The 20,068-nt window shown below is 56.7% G+C and carries 15 protein-coding genes; 10 read left to right on the forward strand and 5 right to left on the reverse strand.

All coding sequences use genetic code 11. The features are described from left to right. Positions 1-36: 36 nt before the first annotated feature. Complete coding sequence (acpP, locus tag J3349_RS02430; protein WP_207676327.1) at positions 37-270, reverse strand: acyl carrier protein; 234 nt, start codon at positions 268-270, stop codon at positions 37-39. A gap of 300 nt (positions 271-570) precedes the next feature. On the opposite strand from acpP, the gene dapF reads away from it, so the two are divergent. Then, positions 571-1,410 (forward strand): diaminopimelate epimerase, encoded by an 840-nt coding sequence (dapF, locus tag J3349_RS02435; RefSeq protein ID WP_207676328.1) that lies wholly within the window; start codon positions 571-573, stop codon positions 1,408-1,410. A gap of 109 nt (positions 1,411-1,519) precedes the next feature. Beyond that, positions 1,520-2,707 (forward strand): LL-diaminopimelate aminotransferase, encoded by a 1,188-nt coding sequence (locus tag J3349_RS02440; protein WP_207676329.1) that lies wholly within the window; start codon positions 1,520-1,522, stop codon positions 2,705-2,707. 59 nt (positions 2,708-2,766) lie between these two features. Here J3349_RS02440 and J3349_RS02445 read toward each other — a convergent pair whose 3' ends face one another. The 3 genes from J3349_RS02445 to J3349_RS02455 all read right to left on the reverse strand — a co-directional run bounded on the left by J3349_RS02445 (position 2,767) and on the right by J3349_RS02455 (position 5,668). Next, the gene (locus J3349_RS02445; RefSeq protein WP_207676330.1) at positions 2,767-3,648 is read right to left on the reverse strand and encodes an aldose 1-epimerase family protein; all 882 of its coding nucleotides are present in this window, start codon (positions 3,646-3,648) and stop codon (positions 2,767-2,769) included. Positions 3,649-3,845: 197 nt separating this feature from the next. Next, a complete protein-coding gene (locus J3349_RS02450; protein WP_207676331.1) occupies positions 3,846-4,994 on the reverse strand; it encodes a HAMP domain-containing sensor histidine kinase in 1,149 nt (382 codons plus the stop codon). Next, positions 4,991-5,668, reverse strand: coding sequence for a response regulator transcription factor (locus J3349_RS02455; RefSeq protein ID WP_149795017.1), 678 nt, complete (start codon positions 5,666-5,668; stop codon positions 4,991-4,993). Before J3349_RS02455 ends, J3349_RS02450 begins: the two co-directional genes overlap by 4 nt. A gap of 159 nt (positions 5,669-5,827) precedes the next feature. Here J3349_RS02455 and J3349_RS02460 point away from each other — a divergent pair, with 159 nt between their 5' ends. From J3349_RS02460 to J3349_RS02470, 3 genes are read left to right on the forward strand one after another with little or no spacing between them, the layout of a single operon-like run. Beyond that, positions 5,828-5,971, forward strand: a complete 144-nt coding sequence (locus J3349_RS02460; RefSeq protein ID WP_333490614.1) for a CD1871A family CXXC motif-containing protein — start codon at positions 5,828-5,830, stop codon at positions 5,969-5,971. After that, positions 5,964-6,848 carry a 4Fe-4S binding protein gene (locus J3349_RS02465; RefSeq protein WP_149794985.1) on the forward strand — a complete coding sequence of 295 codons (885 nt, stop codon included), beginning with the start codon at positions 5,964-5,966 and terminating at the stop codon, positions 6,846-6,848. The genes J3349_RS02460 and J3349_RS02465 overlap by 8 nt, the downstream gene beginning before the upstream one ends. A 4-nt stretch (positions 6,849-6,852) precedes the next feature. After that, positions 6,853-7,737: a TlpA disulfide reductase family protein gene (locus tag J3349_RS02470; RefSeq protein ID WP_207676332.1), complete on the forward strand. Its 885-nt coding sequence runs from the start codon at positions 6,853-6,855 to the stop codon at positions 7,735-7,737. Between the two features lie 892 nt (positions 7,738-8,629). Here J3349_RS02470 and J3349_RS02480 read toward each other — a convergent pair. Beyond that, positions 8,630-10,195 carry a recombinase family protein gene (locus tag J3349_RS02480; protein ID WP_207676333.1) on the reverse strand — a complete coding sequence of 522 codons (1,566 nt, stop codon included), beginning with the start codon at positions 10,193-10,195 and terminating at the stop codon, positions 8,630-8,632. 524 nt (positions 10,196-10,719) lie between these two features. Between J3349_RS02480 and J3349_RS02485 the strand changes: the two genes are divergently transcribed. The 5 genes from J3349_RS02485 to J3349_RS02505 all read left to right on the forward strand — a co-directional run bounded on the left by J3349_RS02485 (position 10,720) and on the right by J3349_RS02505 (position 20,045). Next, entirely contained in the window at positions 10,720-12,504 is a 1,785-nt protein-coding gene (locus tag J3349_RS02485; protein WP_207676334.1) for an extracellular solute-binding protein, read from the forward strand. A 37-nt stretch (positions 12,505-12,541) separates the two neighbouring features. After that, positions 12,542-14,800, forward strand: a complete 2,259-nt coding sequence (locus J3349_RS02490) for an ATP-binding protein (RefSeq protein ID WP_207676335.1) — start codon at positions 12,542-12,544, stop codon at positions 14,798-14,800. Positions 14,801-14,873: 73 nt separating this feature from the next. Continuing rightward, on the forward strand, positions 14,874-16,610 hold the full coding sequence (locus J3349_RS02495; RefSeq protein WP_347564965.1) for a diguanylate cyclase: 1,737 nt from the start codon (positions 14,874-14,876) through the stop codon (positions 16,608-16,610). Positions 16,611-16,648: 38 nt separating this feature from the next. Next, on the forward strand, positions 16,649-17,476 hold the full coding sequence (locus tag J3349_RS02500; RefSeq protein WP_207676337.1) for a transporter substrate-binding domain-containing protein: 828 nt from the start codon (positions 16,649-16,651) through the stop codon (positions 17,474-17,476). Then, complete coding sequence (locus J3349_RS02505) at positions 17,466-20,045, forward strand: response regulator (protein ID WP_207676338.1); 2,580 nt, start codon at positions 17,466-17,468, stop codon at positions 20,043-20,045. Before J3349_RS02500 ends, J3349_RS02505 begins: the two co-directional genes overlap by 11 nt. Positions 20,046-20,068 lie beyond the last annotated feature (23 nt).

The following is a 20,068-nucleotide window of genomic DNA, read 5'->3' on the forward strand; positions in this document are numbered from 1 at the left end:
AGGCGCGGATGCGGGGCTTTTTTGCTTGTTGGTCGCTCAGCCCTTGTGGCTGTCCACAAACTTCACCACATCACCCACCGTGCGCAGGTTCTCGATGGCGTCGTCCGGCACCTCGATGCCAAACTCATCCTCCAGCGTCATCACCATATCCACGATGTCGAGGCTGTCGGCCTCAAAATCGCCCATAATGTCACTGTCCATCGTGATCTTAGTGGGGTCGATGTCCAGCTGTTCTGCCAGCAGTGCGCGGATCTTCTCAAACGTATCCATGATAGTGGTCTCCTTTTGCTTTAATTTCGCATCTTCACGCTGCGCAGACCATGGCAGCCTTTCCCTCCTCCCCTTTGGCGGGCAGACTGTCTCCCTGCGCAGAACGCTCTCTTTCTTTATATCCCATGATATGCTTATTGTCAAGCCCCGTTTTGCATCCGGCATGATTTTCCGGGCAAAAATTCCGCTCAAAATCTCTCTGCCGCCCCTTTTCTGCTTGACAGAAGGGGGCTATTTTCTTATCATTATAGAGTGGCAAGTTTATGGGGACTGACCAGCAGCCCCAAAGGAGTTTTCAACATGAAGCTTTCATTTACCAAAATGCAGGGCTGTGCCAACGATTATATCTATCTCGACTGCCGCGAAAGCGGTGTGCCGGAGAACATCGCAGCCCTTTCGCAGGACCTCTCACGCCGCCACTTTTCCATCGGCGCGGACGGCATCATCTGCATCTGTGCCCCGGTGACGGCCGGCGCAGACGGACGGATGCGCATCTTCAACGCCGACGGCAGCGAGGCCCAGATGTGCGGCAACGGCGTACGCTGCGTGGCCGAGTGGCTCTACACCCACGGCGTCGCCAAAGAGACGCTCGTCGTGGACACGGGCAGCGGCCCTAAGACCATCACCCGCAAGGGCCGCCAGCTCTGGCAGGTGGAGATGGGCGGATACTCCGCCATGGCGGCGGCTCTGCCCGCCGTGAATATGGGCGAAGGCCCGCTGGTGGACTGCCTCCTCACCGTGGAGGACAGGACCTGGCGTGTCACCTGCATCAGCGTGGGCAACCCCCACTGCGTCACCGTCGTGGACGATGTGGACAGCCTGAAGCTCGAGGACATCGGCCCGGCGTTCGAGAAGCACCCGAACTTCCCGGAGCGGATCAACACCGAGTTCGTGCAGGTGGTGGACTCCACCCACCTGAAAATGCGGGTGTGGGAGCGGGGCAGCGGCGAGACCTGGGCCTGCGGCACCGGCACATGCGCCACCGTGGCGGCGCTGACCGAGCTGGGCGTCTGCCCCGCCGGGGAGGACGTCCACGTCCAGCTGCGCGGCGGTGAGCTCATCATCCGGGTGCTGCCGGGCAAAAAACTGCTGATGACCGGCAGCGCGGTCACCGTATACGAAGGCGTCACTGAAGTTTAAGCATCCTTGCCCTCTCTGTTATGTTTTTGGCTTTCCCTCTGAGGGAGCCGGACGCGGAGCGGCCTGAGAGGGCAAGCCATTTATAAAGAAAGAATTGAGGGAAAGTATCATGAAAATGAACAAACATTACAATGAGCTGAAGGCCAGCTACCTCTTCGTGGACATTGCCCACAAGGTCGCCGCCTATCAGGAGGCACACCCTGAGAAGGAGATCATCCGTCTGGGCATCGGCGACGTGACCCAGCCTCTGGCCAAGTGCGTCGTGGATGCCATGCATGACGCCGTCACCGAGATGGGTACTAAAGAAGGCTTCCACGGCTACGGCCCCGAGCAGGGCTACCCCTTCCTCAAGCAGGCCATTCAGGGCTACTACGCAGGCCGCGGCACCAAGCTGGACGAGGACGAGATCTTCATCTCCGACGGTGCAAAGAGCGACCTTGCCAATGTGCTGGGCCTGTTCGACGTGGACAACACCGTCCTCGTTCCGGACCCCGTCTACCCCACCTATGTGGACGACAACGTCACCGATGGCCGCAAGATCATCTATGGCCGCACCAGTCAGGAGAACGGCTTCCTCGGGATGCCCGACGACAGCGTGAAGGCTGACATCATCTACATCTGCAGCCCCAACAACCCCACCGGCGCTGCCTACACCCGCGACCAGCTCAAGGCATGGGTGGAGTACGCCAGAAAGAACAACGCTATCATCCTCTACGACGCCGCTTACGAGTGCTTCATCTCCGACGGCGAGCTGGCCCGCAGCATCTTCGAGATCGAGGGCGCCCGCGAGTGCGCCATCGAGATCTGCTCCTTCTCCAAGATCGCAGGCTTCACCGGCACCCGCTGCGGCTACACCGTCGTGCCGAAAGATCTGGAACGTGACGGCATGAACATCAACAAGCTCTGGCTGCGCCGCCAGACCACCAAATTCAACGGTGTGCCTTATGTCGTGCAGCGCGGCGCTGCCGCCGTCTTTACTGAGAGCGGCATGGCTGAGATCCAACACAACCTCGACTACTACCGCAAGAACGCCAAGGTCATCGCCGACGCTCTGGACGAGTGCGGCGTGTGGTACTGCGGCGGCAAGAACAGCCCCTACATCTGGCTGCGCTGCCCCGGCAGCATGAAGAGCTGGGAGTTCTTCGACTGGCTGCTGGAGAACTGCGGCGTCGTCGGCACCCCGGGCGTGGGCTTCGGCGAGTGCGGCGAGGGCTACTTCCGCCTGACCGCTTTCGGTGACGCCGAAAAGACCAGGGTGGCTGCCGAGCGCATCAAGACTGCCATCAAGGCTCTGTAAATTTTATCGTACAAAAAAGGGAGGCACCCCGCCGGGGCGCCTCCCTTTTTGCTTGCAGTTTAGCGGTTGAAGGTCGTGCTGAGGGTCGTGCTCCACTCCCCGCCCGGGGCGAGGCAGGCCGCAGCAGCACGCTGCTCCCACTCCTGCGGATCGTCTACCGAGGCGGGCAGCGAGTTCCACGGCTCGATGCAGACGAAGCGCAGGGGCTTCGACAGGGCCGACCAGATGAGGGTGTAGGGGAAGCCGGCCACATCGCAGACGATGCTGCGGCCCGTGTCCTTCTCGTAGATGCCCAGCGTCCTGGTGCGCAGGCCCGCCATGCAGAAGCTGTCGTTGTCGAAGAGGTCGTTGGTCAGCTGGATGGCCTGCTGGTTCTTCCACTGGTAGTAGCATTTGCCCGTCAGCAGGCCGCCCCCGCTGGCGTCGAGGATGACCGGGCTCTCGGGCTGGTCGAAGCGGAACTCGTAGTCCTCGACGGTGTGGCTGTCATCGAACGGCACCTGAAAGGCCGGGTGGTAGCCGATGCCGAACCGCAGCTCTTCGGCACCGGGGTTCGAGACGGTGAGGGTGTGGTGAAGGGTCTTTCCGTCCAGCCGGAAGGTGCTGGTGAGCACGAAGTCGAAGGGGAACTTCTCCGCCTTCATGGCCTCATCCGGGCGCAGCTCGAGCTGGATGGTGTCGCCCTCCGCTTTCAGCAGGGTGTGCTCCACGTCCCGGGCAAAACCGTGCTGGCCGCCCTTGTAGGTCTTGCCGCCATGGGTGAAGCTGCCGTCTTTAAGCTTGCCCGTCCACGGGAAGAGGATGGGCGCGTGGCGCTTCCAGACCGCCGGGTCGGCCTGCCAGAGCAGCTCCTCCCCCGCCGCGTTCTTCAGGCTGACGGCCTCGGCACCGTGAGTGTCCACCGTAAGGCTCAGAAATTCGTTTTGAATGGTCGCCTGCATTTTCAGTATCTCCTTTGTCCTTCTTATTTTCCGGGGCCTGCTGTTTCCAGTATACTCCCCCGTGTGCCAAAAATAAAGCCCCCTTCCCATGCTTGCACAAATCGTCACTGGGCAAAAGCCTTCACCCCTTGGGGACAGATTTCCCCCGACCGGGGGAAGCCTTTATTCGGAAGCACGATTTCCATGCTCTGCTTGCTTCAACAGGGCTGTGCCAGCGGCAGGGTGACGACAAAGGTAGTGCCGTTTTCGCTGCTGCTCTCCACAGTCACACTGCCGCCGTGCAGTACGGCGATCTCCCGCACAAGGGCAAGGCCAAGCCCCACGCCGCCCATCTCCCGGCTGCGGGACTTATCCACCCGGAAAAAGGGCTGGAAGATGCTCTCCCGGCAGTCTGCGGGGATGCCCGGGCCGGTATCCGCAACGCGCAGCACGGCAGTTTGCTTTTCCCGCCGCAGAGTGACGCGCACCGCACCGTCGAGGCGGTTATACTTGATACCGTTTTCCACCAGATTGAACACCAGTCGGTAGATCAGCGCATCACTGCCCACCATGCCCAGTTCCGCGCAGTCCTGCTGCAAGGAGATATTGTTTTTCTGGGCAAGGGGGGTCAGGTCGGTCAAAATTTCCTCCACCAGCGGTGCAAGGGCGATCTGGTCAGTACGGGAGATCGATTGCAGATTGCTCATCTCTAATAAAGTGCGCACAAGGGCGGTCAGGCGATCCAGTTGCTCCCGCAGAGAGCTGACCAGCCCGGCAGTCTCGGCATCCATGGCTGGGTGCTCCGCTGCAAACAGTTCCAGCTTCGTCTGCAAAATAGCCAGCGGGGTGCGCAGCTCGTGGGCTGCGTTGCCCGCAAACTGCCGTTGTAATTCAAAGGACTGTGCCAGGCCATCCAGCATCCGGTTTACCGACCGGCTCAACTGCCCGAATTCCTGCACGGTATCTTCGTCCAGACGGACGGTAGCAATGCTGTCCTGATCGACCCGCTGCGCCTGCTGCGCAAGCTGCTGCAACGGTTTCAGAGCTCTGCCGCTGACAAAATAAGCGATGGCCGCGCTGAGGATGGTGACCACAGCAGTGATGCACCAGCCCTTGCGGCCAAAAACCACCTTTGCATCGTAGACTTCCTGTGAAAAATGCGCCAGCAGGCTGGACATTTCCTCCTGCGGGATCTCGATGGTCAAGGAATCCTCACTGCCGGGCTGATACTGCATCATAAAGCCGTTGAGGGCATCCATGCCGGTTGCACCGGTGCGGTATAAAAGCAGGTTCATGCACACGCAGGCACAGGCGATGAGCAGCGCCGTCAGCAGGGTGATGCGCCATTGCAGGGACAACCGTTTCATTGTACCTCTCCTCCGATCTCGTAGCCTTCCCCGATGCGGTTGCGGATGGGGTCGTAGCCCAGCACCGCCCGCAGCTTTTTGCGCAGGGCAGAGATATGTACCCGGATGGAGTTGCTGAAGCTGTCCACGCTTCCGTCCCAGACGTGCTCAATCAGCTCTTCCTGACTGACCGGGCGTCCCTGATGCAGCAGCAGATATTCCAGTACGCCGCTCTCCTTCCGCGTCAGGGCAAGGGTCTGACCATCCACCGTGGCAACGCGGCTGCGGGTGTTGAAGCTGAGCCGCCCGCAGCACAGGCAGACGTCCTGCTGGATGAACTTGCGCCGGGTCAGGCTGCGCACCCGGGCTTCCAATTCTGCAAGGTGGAATGGCTTGGAAAGATAATCGTTCGCCCCGGCATCCAGCCCCTCCACCTTATCTGAAATTTCACTGCGCGCTGATAAGATCAGCACACAGGTCTCAAGGTCGTGCTGCCGTAAGCTGCGCAACACCTGCATCCCGTCCACCTTGGGCAGATTGAGGTCCAGCAGTACAAGGTCGTACCGCTCTGCCGTCAGCGCTTCCAATGCGGCTTCGCCGTCTGCACAGGCGTCCACCTCGTACCCGGACAGCCGCAGCTTCCGGGCAATGTCCTCCCGCAGGGAGTGCTCGTCCTCTACCACCAAAAGGCGCATTTTGTTTTCCACCCTTCCCGTAAAAAATCCATTTCTTGCGTTTTTCTTCATTATAACAGATTATAGCAGACGGTGTTAAGATTCGTGTTAAGATTTTCTTAGCAGAAATTTTATCCCGGAATAGTGTATACTGGTGCCATCAAACAACAGGAGGCTATGATGTTCATGACAAAAAAACAGGCGCAGCTGCTTTTGCTTGCTGCCGGGGTACTGATGCTGCTGTTCGGCGTATGGCGGGGCGAGGCAGACACCGTATTTTCAAAAGCCATCCGGCTGTGTATGGAGTGTGTGGGCATTGGATAAGAAAAAATTAAATCCCCTTGCCCGGTTCCGGGGCTTTATACAGGCCGGAGCGACCCTTTTAACCAACATCCACCTGCCCAACTTTGCTAAAGGAACGCTGTATCAGGGCAATGGAAAATACGTCTGCGTCCCGGGGCTGAACTGCTATTCCTGCCCGGGCGCTGCCGGTGCCTGCCCGGTGGGGGCGTTTCAGGCGGTAGTGGGCTCTTCCAAATTCCGCTTTTCCTACTACATCACCGGCATTCTCATCCTTTTCGGGGTGCTGCTGGGACGGTTCATCTGCGGTTTCCTCTGCCCGTTCGGGTGGTTTCAGGAGCTTTTGCACAAGATTCCCTCTCCCAAGCTTTCCACCAAAAAGCTAAAGCCGCTGCGCTATTTAAAGTATGCGGTGCTGCTGGTCATGGTGGTGCTGCTGCCATTGCTGGCGGTCAACGAGCTGGGCATGGGCGACCCCTTCTTCTGCAAATATCTCTGCCCACAGGGCGTGCTGGAAGGCGCCCTTCCCCTCTCCCTGACCAATGCTGGCATCCGCGCCGCGCTGGGCAAGCTGTTCACATGGAAAGCCTGCATTCTGCTGGCAGTCATTATGGGCAGCGTGGTGTTCTACCGCCCCTTCTGCAAGTGGCTGTGCCCGCTGGGCGCGTTTTATGCGCTGCTGAACAAGGTCTCGCTGTTCCAGATGCGTGTAGACACCCACAAATGCGTCTCCTGCGGCGCCTGCGCAAGGGCCTGTAAGATGGACGTAGACATTACCAAGACCCCCAACCACGCCGAATGTATCCGCTGTGGGATGTGTATGAAAGCCTGCCCCACGGACGCCATCCAGTACAAGTTCGGGCTGGGAGACCAATCAAACACCGAAACAACAAAGGAGTAAAACCATGAAATTCAGCCGTGTAACCGCACTTTTGCTCAGCCTTACGCTGGCTTTCAGCCTTGCCGCCTGCGGGCAGGGCGCGTCCTCTGCATCTTCTGCATCCTCTTCTTCTGCCGCTTCCTCTGCGGCAGCGGAAACCAAGACCGAGGAGCAGCTGCTGGCCGAGGAAAACGAGATCCTTTCCGCAAACGATGCCCTGTGGGAGAAGGTGTTCGCTTCCATGGACAAAAACATGACTGAGACCACCCTCAGCACGAACTACGGCGATTTTCTGCGCAGCTACGTTGAAAAGACAAAGGACCAATTCTCGGATGAGGAGTACAAGACCCTGACCGCCGATGCAGAAAAAATCCGTGCCATCGAGGAGCAGATTGCCACCCTTGCCCTCGCGGACGCGGCCGCTTCCGGCGCTGCCGCACAGGGCACTGCCTTCCCCCAGTTTGAGGGCAGCGATTTAGAGGGCAACCCGGTGGACAACAGTCTGTTTGCGGGCAACGCCTTTACGGTGGTGAACTTCTGGTTCAACGGCTGCAAGCCCTGCGTAGAGGAACTGGACGACCTGAACGCCCTGAACGAGAAGGTCAAGGCACAGGGCGGCGAGGTTGTCGGCATCAACACCGAGACGCTAGACGGCAACCAGCAGGGCATTGATGCCGCCAAAAAACTGCTGGCTGCAACGGGCGCAAGCTACCGCAACATCTACTTTGCCTCCGGCAGCGACGCCGGCAAGTTTGCGCTGAACATCATGGCCTTCCCCACCACCTACGTTTTTGACCGGGACGGCAACGTTGTGGGCCAGCCCCTGCTGGGCGGCATCGACAAGGAAGAAAACCTTGCCGCCCTGCAAAAAAATATTGACGCTGCCCTTGCCAAGGACAACGCCAAATAAGCTATTCTCCCCTGCCACGGAAATCAACTTTTAGAGTTCGTCCCAGAGCAGCCGGATGAGGGGCAATTTCCCGTAAGCTGCTGCTCGTTTGCGCCCTCATCAGTCACCTGCGGTGACAGCTTCCCCCCAACCGGGGGAAGCCTTTAGAGAAAATTTGATTTCTGTAATTTCCTGCCGCCTACGGGCGGCTTTTTTTGTTTGCACCGGGCATTGTCATGCACGCCCGGGCGCCGGACGGAATACGCTGGGGCAAAAGCATACTTTTACCAGCAAAGGAGCGTATCTCCATGAAGAACACCGGAACTCTCCGCATTCAGGCCTTTGCGGCCCGTCAGTCCAGCCCTGTCGAGGGTGTGACCGTCACCGTCAGCGGCGACGGCTTCACCGCCACCCGCCTGACCGACGCCGAAGGCAACGCCGACGACGTCACCCTTACCACCCCCGCCTGTGCTCTCTCGCTGGACGAGGACAACACCACGCAGCCCCCCTACGCGGTCTGTGACCTCGTGGCCTCCAAGACCGGCTACCGCACCGTCCGCATCCAGGGCGTGCAGGTCTTTCCCGGGCAGGTGACGCTGGCCCAGCCCGAGATGATACCCGACACCGAGGAGATGCGGGACACGCCCAACACCCCCATCGTCATCCCACCCCACAGCCTCTTCACCGGCGACGGCGGCAGCGGCCCGACCCCGTCCCTCGCCTGTGTGCCGCGGGTGCTGGACCGGGTCATCATCCCGAAAAATATCACCGTCCATCTCGGCAGGCCCGCCGCCTCGGCCCGGAACGTCACCGTCTCGTTCCGCAGCTATATCGCCAACGTGGCGTCCAGTGAGGTGTATCCGACCTGGGCTGACGAAAACAGCCCAGCGGGGCAGTCGAGCTGTCTGCCGACTCAGAAATTCCATTCGATCGTGATTTTTTGTTCTCCGGTAAGCGGATCTTTTGGGCTGACAATAACACGATGGACCAACAGTACAACAAGTTCGCGGGTCAGGTACGAAACCTGTGCCAGTTCACGGACACGCTGCATCTGCGTCTGGACTCCACCGGTTTCTTCCTGCTGTTGTTCCAGTTCCGTTTCCAATGTATCGATCCGGATCTCTGCCTTTTTCACTTCTTCCAGAAAGGTCTGGTTCATTTCAGAAAACTGAACGGCATCAATTAAACCTGACACCTTATCCAGATACAACTCCTGCATGGCCTTGCGCCGCTGGGCTGCTTCGCTCTTCAACCGTTTCAGCTCGTCACGCCTGGCCTGCTCTCGCTGCCGGATGGGGTCATCCTGTTCTGGAAGGGTAACTTTTTCAGGGTCAAAATAGTCTGCCGCATACGCCCGGATACGTTCCAGTACAGCATTCTCCAACGCGTCCATATCGGTACAGGTCCTGTTGCCGCACACTTCCGGTGCGCGCTGGTGCATCCGGCAGCGAACATAGCGTCTTTGTGTTCCATCTGCTCTCGGCTGACGGCCAGTTTGCTCCATGCAGCCGCCACAGCATCCACAAACCACTTTTTTTGCCAGCGGATGGATCATTCCCTTCTCGCCGCTCCGAGTGCGCTCCTGCATCATCCTCTGGACCGTTTCAAACATTTCTCGCTCAATAACCGCTTCATGCGTATTTTCTACAACGATCCACTGCGATTTTGGAAGCCAAATCGTCTTTTCAGACTTGTAACTTATCTTTTTATGCTTTCCCTGCACCATATTTCCGATATAAAGCTGATCATGCAGTATTTGATATACGGTGGGACTGCTCCAAAGAGCCGCATTTGTATTCTTTAATGCACTGCGGTAATGGATGCCATGCAGCTGCTTATAGGCTGTTGGGCTTGGAATTTTTTCGTCATTCAGGATGCGTGCGATCTTGTGTGCGCCGATCCCGTTAAGAGCCATGGAAAAGATCCGCCTTACCACTTCGGCTGCTTCCGGGTCGATGATGAGTTTTCCTTTTGCATTTGGGTCTTTGCAGTATCCATACCGTGCAAAAGAGCCGATGAACAGCCCCTCTTTCCGCTTGTGGTCAAGCACCGAGCGGACATTGGTGGACAGATCTTCCAGATACCACTCGTTGATCAGGCCGTTGATCTGGCGGGATTTTTTGTTCGCGGTATCGTTGGTATCCACATGGTCTACCACCGCAATGAAGCGGATGCCCCACTCCATGAACTTTCCGTGCAGATATTTTTCCACGAGTTCCATGTCACGAGTGAAACGGGATTGCGTTTTGGCCAGTACCACATCAAACTGATGTTCGCTTGCGGCTTGCAGCATCGAATTGAATGCCGGACGGTTCCGGTCGATGCCGGAATAGTCCTCATCCGAATAGATCTGGTAAATATCAAATCCTTTCTCCATGGCGTACTGGAGCAGCATCGACTTTTGATTCTGAATGCTCTCCGATTCACCAATTTTATCTTCATCTTCTTTGCTCAGGCGGCAATAAATGGCTGCTTTCATGATCTGCCCCCTTCTTTTTGTACACGAGCATCCATGCGCAGCACAACGCATCCCTCCTTCAAATTCAGGGATGCCAAATCAGGCACAGGATCTTGAAGGAACGGCATTGAGCAATCCATCGATGATATATCGCTCAAATTCCTTTTGAAACCGTTCTTTGCGCTGTTCGTTGTTGTCCGAACGAAATTTTTCGTGCAGAATAAAAGGAGTTTTTTTCATCGAATCCCCCTTTTCGGTCCATCTGGTCGTGATCTGTGTCACTTCAGTCTATTTCCAGTCAGCGAAATTCAGAACTTTCCAGATTTTTCATGCAAAATATTGCAAGACGTTCAAAATCAGCTTGAAACGCTTTTGCCGCAATGGTACAATTACACTGTTATTTTATGGGAACTCGGCGCAAAGCCCCGTGCGGACAGGCCGCAAGCGTCGGAGTTCCTGTGGGATGTGTAAGAATAGCTAAAGCAGCACTGCGCTACTGCACCTGCGTAGTATTGCTTTCCGAAAATGTGAGAAAGTATATTTATATGATGAAAAAGATCTCCCGCCGCTCGTTTTTACAGGTCTGCGGCATTACTGCGGCAACGGCAGCACTGACCGCCTGCGGCGGTAAGACCGAAACAGCTAAAAAAGACGCTGCTCACGAAGCCATCACCTTTATGGCACCTTATAAGGAGATAGAAGCCTTTATTGAGCAGGTACACAGCGTTTACCCGGAAGTGAACATCGAGGTCGTGCCCTACAGCGGCGATAACACCACCACCTGTTTGCAGAATATGTTTGCGGCGGGCGACCTGCCGGACGTCTGCACCTTGACCTACTACGACCCCCGGATCGATCTGGTCTCCAACAAACTGCTGGACCTTTCCGGCTACGATTTTACGGATAACTATGTGGAGTCCCGTCTGCAGGACGTGTTCGACAACGGTGCCATCTACCTGCTGCCCTCGACCTACAACTGCTACGGCATCACCTACAACAAGACCCTGCTGAAGAAATACGGCTGGGAGCTGCCCAATTCTTTCGCTGAGCTGGAAGAACTGGCTGCAAAGGCAAAGGAAGCCGGGGTCGATCTCTGTCTGACGCAGATCCAGTATCCGGGCTACGGTTTCCAATACCTGTGCAACATTGCAGACGCCGATTTCCTCGGCACACTGGACGGCAGGCTGTGGCAGCGGGATTATCTGTCCGGTAAGGCGAACGTCAGCAATACCCCCGGCATGATGCAGGCCATGGCCTATGTCCAGAAGTGGAAGGACATCGGGATGCTGAACGACTCCGGCGATGCTCTTGACGACAATGTGACCCGGCAGAGGATGGCCGAGGGGAACACCCTGTTTTTGATTGGAAACACCAACGGCATTGTGGAGGCAGACGGCAACGCCGATAAATTCGGCCTGATGCCGTATCTTTCCGAGGACGGCACCCAGAACGTCTTTGTGCTGAATGTGAACCGCTTCTACGGTCTGAATAAAAAGCTGGAGCAGGATCCCCAGAAGCTGGAAGATGCGCTCAAGGTGATGCGTGTGCTTTCCACCGTTGCAGGCACCAGCGCTCTGCAGCCCGCAACGGCGCTGAAAAGCAGCCTGCTGCCCTTCAAGGACGCAAAAGCGGACGGCACCTACTATGCCGACATCGCCGATGCCCTGAACGCAGGCAACACCGCGCCCTTTATCTATTCCGGCTGGGAAAACACCATCGTGACCACCGGCCTTAAAATGCTGGACTTTATCAAGGGCGATGCTACCATGGAGGATGTGATCCGTCAGATGGACGAGGATCAGGATAGCGTGGTGAACAACACCCCGGATACCATCACCACCGTCACCGAAGAACTTTCGCAGGAGGATTGCGCCATGCTGGTGGGTCGCTGCTTTGCACAGGCTACCGGCAGCGACCTTGCGCTGGTCTCGCTGAGCACATGGATCCCCGGCAACCCCACCGATCAGAACCATCACGGCGTAGCGGCCAAACTGTACGCCAAGGATATTACGGATTACGACCTTTCGGTCATTCTGCCCACCGGCTGGAACCGCACCATCCAGACCGTTTCCCTGACCGGGCAGCAGATCAGCGACCTGCTGGCCACGGGTTACGATGCCTACGGCAACGGCAAGGGCTACCCCTATGTGCTGGTAAGCCCGGTGCAGCCGGAGGCGGGCAAGACCTATCAGGTTGCAATCTGCGGTGTGAGCGACCAGTTGGCTGCGGAGACCACGGTCACAGACAGCGGTGTGGTGGGCATGGATGCCGCAAAAGCCTTCTTTGGCGCATACACCACCATCAGCCGGGCAGATACCGCATGGAGCTAGGGTACACCTGAAACAAAACGGACAGGAGATACTGGATGTGAACAACAAAATCTATAAAAAGCTGTTTGGTGGCTTCGGCTTTGTCATCATCGTGTCGCTCCTGACCCTTTTTGTCATGAGCCAGACCTACATCCAGAACCTTGTCTACCATGAGCGGCTGAGCCAGATGGAAGAGGTCACCCACCAGATGTTCCGCAATCTGGAGGATGTCATCGACACCCACTGGGACGAGGTGGATGTGCAGTGCAATTATTTGTACTACACCCCTCTAAAGACCGATACCGATCTCTACCGCTATCTGAAAAAGCTGCCCGAGCTTTCCAATTACCATGAAAAACAGGTCGAATTGATTGCCGTGGATACTGCCGGATATTATTATACCGAGTATGGCCGCATGGGGCTGCTGCGGGGAATGAACTATCTGGAAAGCGCACCGGAGCGGGTCAGCTATATTTCCAACTCGCTGACCAAGGACGACTCCTGGATGGTGTTTCTGGAACAGCTCTCCACCCCCATCACACTGCAAAGCGGAGAAAAAGAGATCACCCTGCGCTACTTTGGCATCTCCCAGAGCATGACCCAGCTGAACGATTATTTCCGCTGTGACGCCTACGAAAACAGCAACAGTGTCTATGTGCTGGACAACAACGGCTTTAAGCTGTTCAACGCCAATGACACCGAGCTGCTGAAGGGACACAACGTATACACCGTCCTCTCCCGGATGTCCTATCTGCACGGCTCTTCCTTTGCGGAGGCAAAGGAGCGGCTTACCCGCACAGGCTCCTGCTATTCCAACGCCGTGCTGGATGGGACTGAGTATTTCTACGCCCTGAAGCAGATGGAAAACGCCCAGTGGACACTGGCGTTCCTTGTTCCGGCAGAATATGTGGCCGTGAATACGCAGAAGCTGGTCAACATCGTCATGGTCATCATCATCGTCATTGCGATGATGTTCTCGGTCATAACAGTTTTTGTCGGCTGGTTTCTCCTGCGGCAAAAGCAGCAGCAGGAGCTGCGGACTGAAAAAGAAGCGAACCTCCGTCTGGAACAATACAACATCCATCTGACGCAGGTAAATGATGAGCTGCGGCAGGCGCAGGTCGTTGCAGCAGAGGCTTTGCAATCCGCAGAGCGCGCCAGCAAGGCCAAGACGGACTTCCTCTCCAACATGAGCCACGACATCCGTACCCCCATGAACGCCATCATCGGCATTACCACCCTGATGAAAAACGAGCTGCACCAGCCGGAAAAGCTGGCCGAACATCTGGGCAAGCTGGAAACTTCCGGTCAGCTGCTGCTGGGCATCATCAACAATATTCTGGATATGAGCCGCATCGAGAGCGGCAAGACCACCCTGAATGTGGAAAAAATGAACCTGCCCCAGCAGGTCAGCCAGCTGGACAGCATCATCCGTCAGCAGGCAGGCCAGCGCCGCCAGACCTTTACGGTAAACACCCATCTGCAGCACGAAAACGTACTGGCAGACCCCAACCGCCTGAATCAGGTGCTGATGAACATCCTCTCCAACGCGGTCAAATATACGCCCAAGGGCGGGCATATCCGGTTGGAGGTGGAAGAGCTGCCCCGGAACGAGCACTTCGCCCGGTACCGCTTTGTGGTGCAGGATGACGGCATCGGCATGAGCGAGGAGTTCCAAAAGACCCTTTTTGACCCCTTTACCCGCGAAGAAAAATCCGGCACCAATAAGGTGCAGGGCACCGGCCTTGGCATGGCCATCACCAAGAGCATCGTAGACCTGATGGGCGGCACCATCCACGTGGAGAGCACCACCGGCAAGGGCACCCGCTTTGAGGTCGTACTGGAATTTCCCATTGATGCCGAAGCCGATACGGTGCAAGAGGCACAGGTGCTCCCGGAGGAAGAAGAGACCGCTTCTCCTCTGTCCGGCATGAAGTTCCTCTGCGCCGAGGACAACGCCATCAACGCCGAGATCCTGGAGCTGCTGCTGGAATCCAAGGGCGCAAGCTGCACCATCTGCTCCAACGGTCAGGAAATCGTGGATGCCTTTGCCAGCGTCAAGCCCGGCGAGTACGACATGATTTTGATGGACGTGCAGATGCCGGTGATGGACGGCCTGGAGGCCACCCGCCGCATTCGCAATGGCGAAAATCCACTGGGCAGGATCATCCCCATCCTTGCCATGACCGCCAACGCCTTCCTTGAGGATATGCAAAAGAGCAAGGAAGCCGGGATGGATGTACATCTCTCCAAACCCGTGGACATTGCAGCGCTGGAACAGACCGTAAAACGCTTCCGCGTTACCCCCCCCCATTAAAAAATAGCGGAAAAGCGCGTTTCCGCAGATGAAACACACAAATGATGTAAATAATATAGAAGAAGGTCAGAACGTGAATACACTTTCCGAGATTGAGGAATATTACAAAGCGCGTGAGCAGCAGCTGTTGAAAAAACTTCATCGACAGGAAGCTGCTCTTGCCGCAGCGGAGCAAACGCTGAAGCGATTGACCGAAAATCAGAAAGCACCGATGGACGAAACCACCGAGCAGCGTACTGCACAGGAGCAGGCATTCAAAGAAAAACTCTATCGGGATCCGCTGACAGGAATTTACAACCGCCGCTATTACGAAGAAGTTGTCCGTAAATCCATCGGCCCGGCAGGGATCGCGCTGATGGATGTGGACGATTTCAAGATCTGCAACGATACCTATGGGCATTACGCCGGAGATATGGCACTGAAAACGGTGGCAAACACCATCCAGTCCTGCATCCGGGCGTCGGACCTGCTCATCCGCTATGGCGGAGACGAATTTCTGCTGGTGTTATCCGGCATTCCGGGAGACTTTTTGCAGACCAAACTGGAACAGATCCGCACCGCCGCGCAGATGGCATCTGTACCCGGCTATTCGCATTTCCGTATCTCGCTGAGCATTGGCGGAACGATACAGTCCCTCGCCGACCCTATGGAAAACATCGTTCGCCGGGCGGATTGGCTGATGTATCAGGCAAAGTGCCGCAAGAATGCCGTCATGGTGGAGGTTCCTGGGCATAACCTGGCGGCTTTGGAAAAACTTTTGCAGAACAAGTCACAGATCTTACTTGTGGATGACTCCGCAATGAACCGCATGATGCTGACAGAGATCCTGGGAGATAGTTACCACATTCTGGAAGCAGAAAACGGACGGGAATGCATGGAAAAATTGCAGGCAGAAGCCGGAAACATTGCACTGGTGCTGCTGGACATCAATATGCCCGTTATGGACGGCTTTGAAGTGCTGAAAGCCATGAATGCCAACCACACCATCGAGGATATCCCGGTCATTATGATCTCCAGCGAGGACTCCGATGCGACGATCCGGCGTTCCTATGAGCTGGGCGCAAGTGATTATGTCAATCGCCCCTTCGATGCTCGTATCGTGTACCGCCGTGTGACCAACACCATCAAGCTGTACGCCAAGCAGCGGCGGCTGGTGCAGATGGTCTCTGAGCAGATCCGCGCCCGTGAAAATAATACGGATATGCTGGTGGGTGTACTGAGTCATATCGTAGAATTCCGCAACGGCGAAAGCGGCGCCCATGTGCGGCACATCCGTATCATCACCGAGCTGCTGCTCCGCCGTCTGTTGGAGATCAGCAGCAAATACTCTATCACTGCGGAACAGCAGGATATGATCCCGCTGGCTTCTGCCCTGCACGACATCGGAAAAATCGGCATTGACGAAAAGATCCTTAATAAGCCCGGCAGGCTGACCCCGGAGGAATTCGAGGTCATGAAGACCCACAGTATGCTGGGAGCCAAGATGCTGCATGATCTGGATAATTTTGCAGAGCAGCCGCTGCTGCAAACGGCCTACGAGATCGCCCGCTGGCACCACGAACGCTGGGATGGGCGCGGCTACCCGGATGGGCTGAAGGGCGATGAGATCCCCATCAGCGCACAACTGGTCTCGCTGGCTGATGTGTACGATGCACTGACCAGCGAACGCTGCTACAAAAAAGCCTTCTCCCACGAAAAAGCCGTGCAGATGATCCTGAACAGCGAGTGCGGAGCGTTCAACCCGCTGCTGCTGCAGTGCCTGACGGATATTCAGGCTGACCTGAAAGAAGAATTACAGCAGCACAACTGAGCAATGGATGCAATAAAACAGGAGAACAAAAAGCCCAAATGAAACACAGAATCTCACGCCGTGCATTTCTGCGCGGCTGCACGCTGCTGGCGGCATCTGCTGCCGTCGGCAGTCTGACTTCCTGCGGCGGAACGAACGCGAAGGACAGCGGTCTTCCGCAGATCATTGTGGGAAGCGATACCTATCCACCCTATATTTATCTGAACAATGACGGCATTCCCGCCGGGATCGACGTGGAGATCGCCACCGAAGCGTTCCGCCGCATGGGGTATGCTGCCCGGTTTGAAACGATCGACTGGGAGCAGAAAACAGATCTGGTGGAAAGCGGTACCATCGACTGCATCTGGGGCTGCTTTTCCATGGATGGACGCGAAGAAATGTACCGCTGGGCGGGGCCTTACATGGTGAGCCGTCAGGTGGCTGCGGTGGATGCCGACAGCAGCATCCGGACACTCGGCGACCTTGCCGGAAAGACCGTCGCCGTGCAGAGCACCGGCAAGCCGGAGGAGATCTTTCTCAGCGGCTCCGACCCGCGCATCCCGCAGACGGTGGAGGTGCTCAGCATCGAAAACCGCAGCGTGCAGTACGCGCTGCTGTCCTGCGGCTATGTGGATGCCATCGCCGCCCACGAGACAGGCATTCTGCAATACATGAAGGACAATTCCGTGGAGTTCCGCATTTTGGAGGAACCGCTGCTGGTCACCGGGCTGGGCGCCGCCTTTGCCAAGAACGACACCCGCGGTCTGGACAGCCAGTTGACCGACACCCTTGCGCAGATGCGCGCGGACGGCACGCTGGAGCAGATCGTTGGCAAGTATCTTGAACATGCTTCGCAGTATCTGGAGGTGGACACCATTGGCACGTAAAAACAGAACCACCCCGGATACATGGAGATGGGGGATCTATCTGGTCATCGGCGTGCTTTTTATGGCCGTCGTCGTTTTTTTCTCAGGTTGGCGGGCGCTGCGCACAACGGAGGCTCGTTTCTGTCAGATTCTTGATTTTGTCAAATCCCAATCCACCAGCTTTGAAAAGTACAACGATACGGTTGTGGCCAAAACGCTCCGCCGCACGGCGGTATCGGTGCATCAGCTGGCACAGGACCCTGCGCTCGACCTTTCCGACCCGCAGTGCCTGAACAGGCAGGCAGAGCTGCTCTGGCTCACAGGTATTTCCGTTCTGTCTCCGGACGGTACGCTCCTGTGCGAATCCACAACGAACGGCATCGGCTATGTCCGGTTTGGAGAGCAGATCAAGAATGATACGGTTCTGGACGTTTTCTCTTACCCGCAAAAGACCTACCTGAAGCGTGTCCTGCTGGAGGATGGGTCTGCCGTGGATGTTGCGGCACACCGGGCAGAAAGCAAAGAGGTCATCCTGCTTGCCTACCGCTATACCCCGGCAGAATTTGTAGAAGGAACGGCCTTGTCCATCCAGAGCGTACTGGACGGCTACTCGGTTGAGACCAGCGGCACATTGTTCATCGTGCAGAACAATCAGGTCATTGCCTCTAACCGCCCGGAGCTGATCGGGCAGGATGCTGCGGACAGTCCGCTGGTGCGGGAGATCCGCAAAGCCGGGGCTGCCAAAACGCTGACCCATACCCACGATTGGAACGGCTCCGGCTGCTATTTTGGAATGTACTGCCACGGAAGGTCTTTCGATCTCTACGCGTATACGGATGAAAAATCCGTCTTCCGTGAATCGTTTCCGCTGATTTTGATGGCGCTGGCCGGTTACATCCTGCTTGTAATGGTCCTTTGGGTGCTGCGCAGACGCTCCGTGCAGGAGATGGAGCAGCAGAAGAAAGAGCAGGAGAAGAAGTATCAGGCTCAGCTGGAGGAACAGAACCGCAAACTGGAGATCGCACTCCAGCACGAGGGTGCGGCAAACCGTGCCAAGCGGGAGTTCCTGTTCAATATGAGCCACGATATTCGCACCCCCATGAACGCCATCATCGGCTTCACCTCGCTGGCTGCGACCCATATTGATAATAAGGAACAGGTGCTGGACTACCTGAAAAAGATCTCTACCTCCAGCCAGCATCTGCTTTCCCTCATCAATGATGTGCTGGATATGAGCCGCATCGAGAGCGGAAAAGTAAAAATTGAAGAAAAAGCGGTGCATCTGCCGGACCTCGTCCACGATGTGCGCTCCATCATCCAACCCGATGTTTCGGCAAAGCGGCTGTCGCTTTTCATCGATACCATGGACGTGGAGAACGAGGACATCATCACCGACCCGATGCGGCTGAACCAGATCTTGCTGAACATTTTGTCCAACGCCATCAAGTTCACTCCCACAGGCGGTACGATCAGCATCCGCATTTCCCAGAAGAACGGTGCGCCCAAGGGCCGTGGCTGCTATGAGTTCCGCATCAAGGACAATGGCATTGGTATGAGCGAAGAGTTCCAGAAGCACATCTTTGAGGCGTTCAGCCGGGAGGAAAGCTCCACCGTCAGCGGCATTCAGGGTACCGGCCTGGGCATGTCCATCACCAAGAACATTGTGGATATGATGGGCGGCACCATTGCGATTGAAAGTGAACCGGGCAAAGGCAGCGAATTCATCGTAGATCTCTGCTTCGCACTCAGCGGACAAAGGGTGGAGCCCAAGCAGCTCCCGCAGTTGGAAGGGCTGCGCGCATTGGTAGCAGACGACGATACCGACACCTGCCTGAGCGTCAGCACCATGCTGTCCAAGATCGGGATGCGGCCGGAGTGGACGATCTCCGGCCGGGAAGCGGTGATCCGCACCCGATACGCCATGGAGCAGGGCGACGAATTCAGCGTCTACATCATCGACTGGCTCATCCCCGATATGAACGGCATCGAGGTCGTGCGGCAGATTCGCAAGGTGATCGGGAAAAGCTGCCCTATCATCATTCTGACGGCCTACGATTGGACGGATATTGAAGAGGAAGCCCGCGCTGCCGGAGTGACCGCCTTCTGCGAAAAGCCGCTGTTCCTTTCCGAACTGCGCAGAGTGCTGGCAGAACCGTACGGTGCAGAGCCTGCCTGTAAGCCAGCGCAGCCAGCTGCCGCCGAGCTCAGGGGAAAGAAACTTTTGCTGGTGGAGGACAATGCCTTGAACCGCGAGCTCGCACTGGAGATCCTGAAGGAAGCGGGCTTTACGGTAGACACTGCTGAGGATGGCGAGATTGCTGTCCAGAAGATGAAGCAGGCGGCCCCCGGGCAGTACGATTTGATCTTAATGGACATCCAGATGCCCAAGATGGACGGTTACGAGGCGACGCGGCAGATCCGCGCCCTGCCGGATGCTGCAAAGGCAGACATTCCCATCTTTGCAATGACGGCAAATGCCTTTGAAGAAGACCGTCAGAATGCATTGAAGGCCGGTATGGACGGCCACATTGCAAAGCCGCTGGATATTCCGCATCTGCTGCAGGTCCTCGCAGATGTACTGAAATCATAACGGCTGCCAGCCGACAAAAGCAA

The sequence above is a fragment of the Faecalibacterium sp. Marseille-P9590 genome (genome assembly GCF_017377665.1).
Classification (GTDB): Bacteria; Bacillota; Clostridia; order Oscillospirales; family Ruminococcaceae; genus Faecalibacterium.

What these genes read in the sequence shown, in the direction of transcription:
- acpP (WP_207676327.1), bottom strand. Translation starts at nt 270, where the DNA reads ATGGATACGTTTGAGAAGATCCGCGCACTGCTGGCAGAACAGCTGGAC.
- dapF (WP_207676328.1), top strand. Translation starts at nt 571, where the DNA reads ATGAAGCTTTCATTTACCAAAATGCAGGGCTGTGCCAACGATTATATC.
- J3349_RS02440 (WP_207676329.1), top strand. Translation starts at nt 1,520, where the DNA reads ATGAAAATGAACAAACATTACAATGAGCTGAAGGCCAGCTACCTCTTC.
- J3349_RS02445 (WP_207676330.1), bottom strand. Translation starts at nt 3,648, where the DNA reads ATGCAGGCGACCATTCAAAACGAATTTCTGAGCCTTACGGTGGACACT.
- J3349_RS02450 (WP_207676331.1), bottom strand. Translation starts at nt 4,994, where the DNA reads ATGAAACGGTTGTCCCTGCAATGGCGCATCACCCTGCTGACGGCGCTG.
- J3349_RS02455 (WP_149795017.1), bottom strand. Translation starts at nt 5,668, where the DNA reads ATGCGCCTTTTGGTGGTAGAGGACGAGCACTCCCTGCGGGAGGACATT.
- J3349_RS02460 (WP_333490614.1), top strand. Translation starts at nt 5,828, where the DNA reads ATGTTCATGACAAAAAAACAGGCGCAGCTGCTTTTGCTTGCTGCCGGG.
- J3349_RS02470 (WP_207676332.1), top strand. Translation starts at nt 6,853, where the DNA reads ATGAAATTCAGCCGTGTAACCGCACTTTTGCTCAGCCTTACGCTGGCT.
- J3349_RS02480 (WP_207676333.1), bottom strand. Translation starts at nt 10,195, where the DNA reads ATGAAAGCAGCCATTTATTGCCGCCTGAGCAAAGAAGATGAAGATAAA.
- J3349_RS02485 (WP_207676334.1), top strand. Translation starts at nt 10,720, where the DNA reads ATGATGAAAAAGATCTCCCGCCGCTCGTTTTTACAGGTCTGCGGCATT.
- J3349_RS02500 (WP_207676337.1), top strand. Translation starts at nt 16,649, where the DNA reads ATGAAACACAGAATCTCACGCCGTGCATTTCTGCGCGGCTGCACGCTG.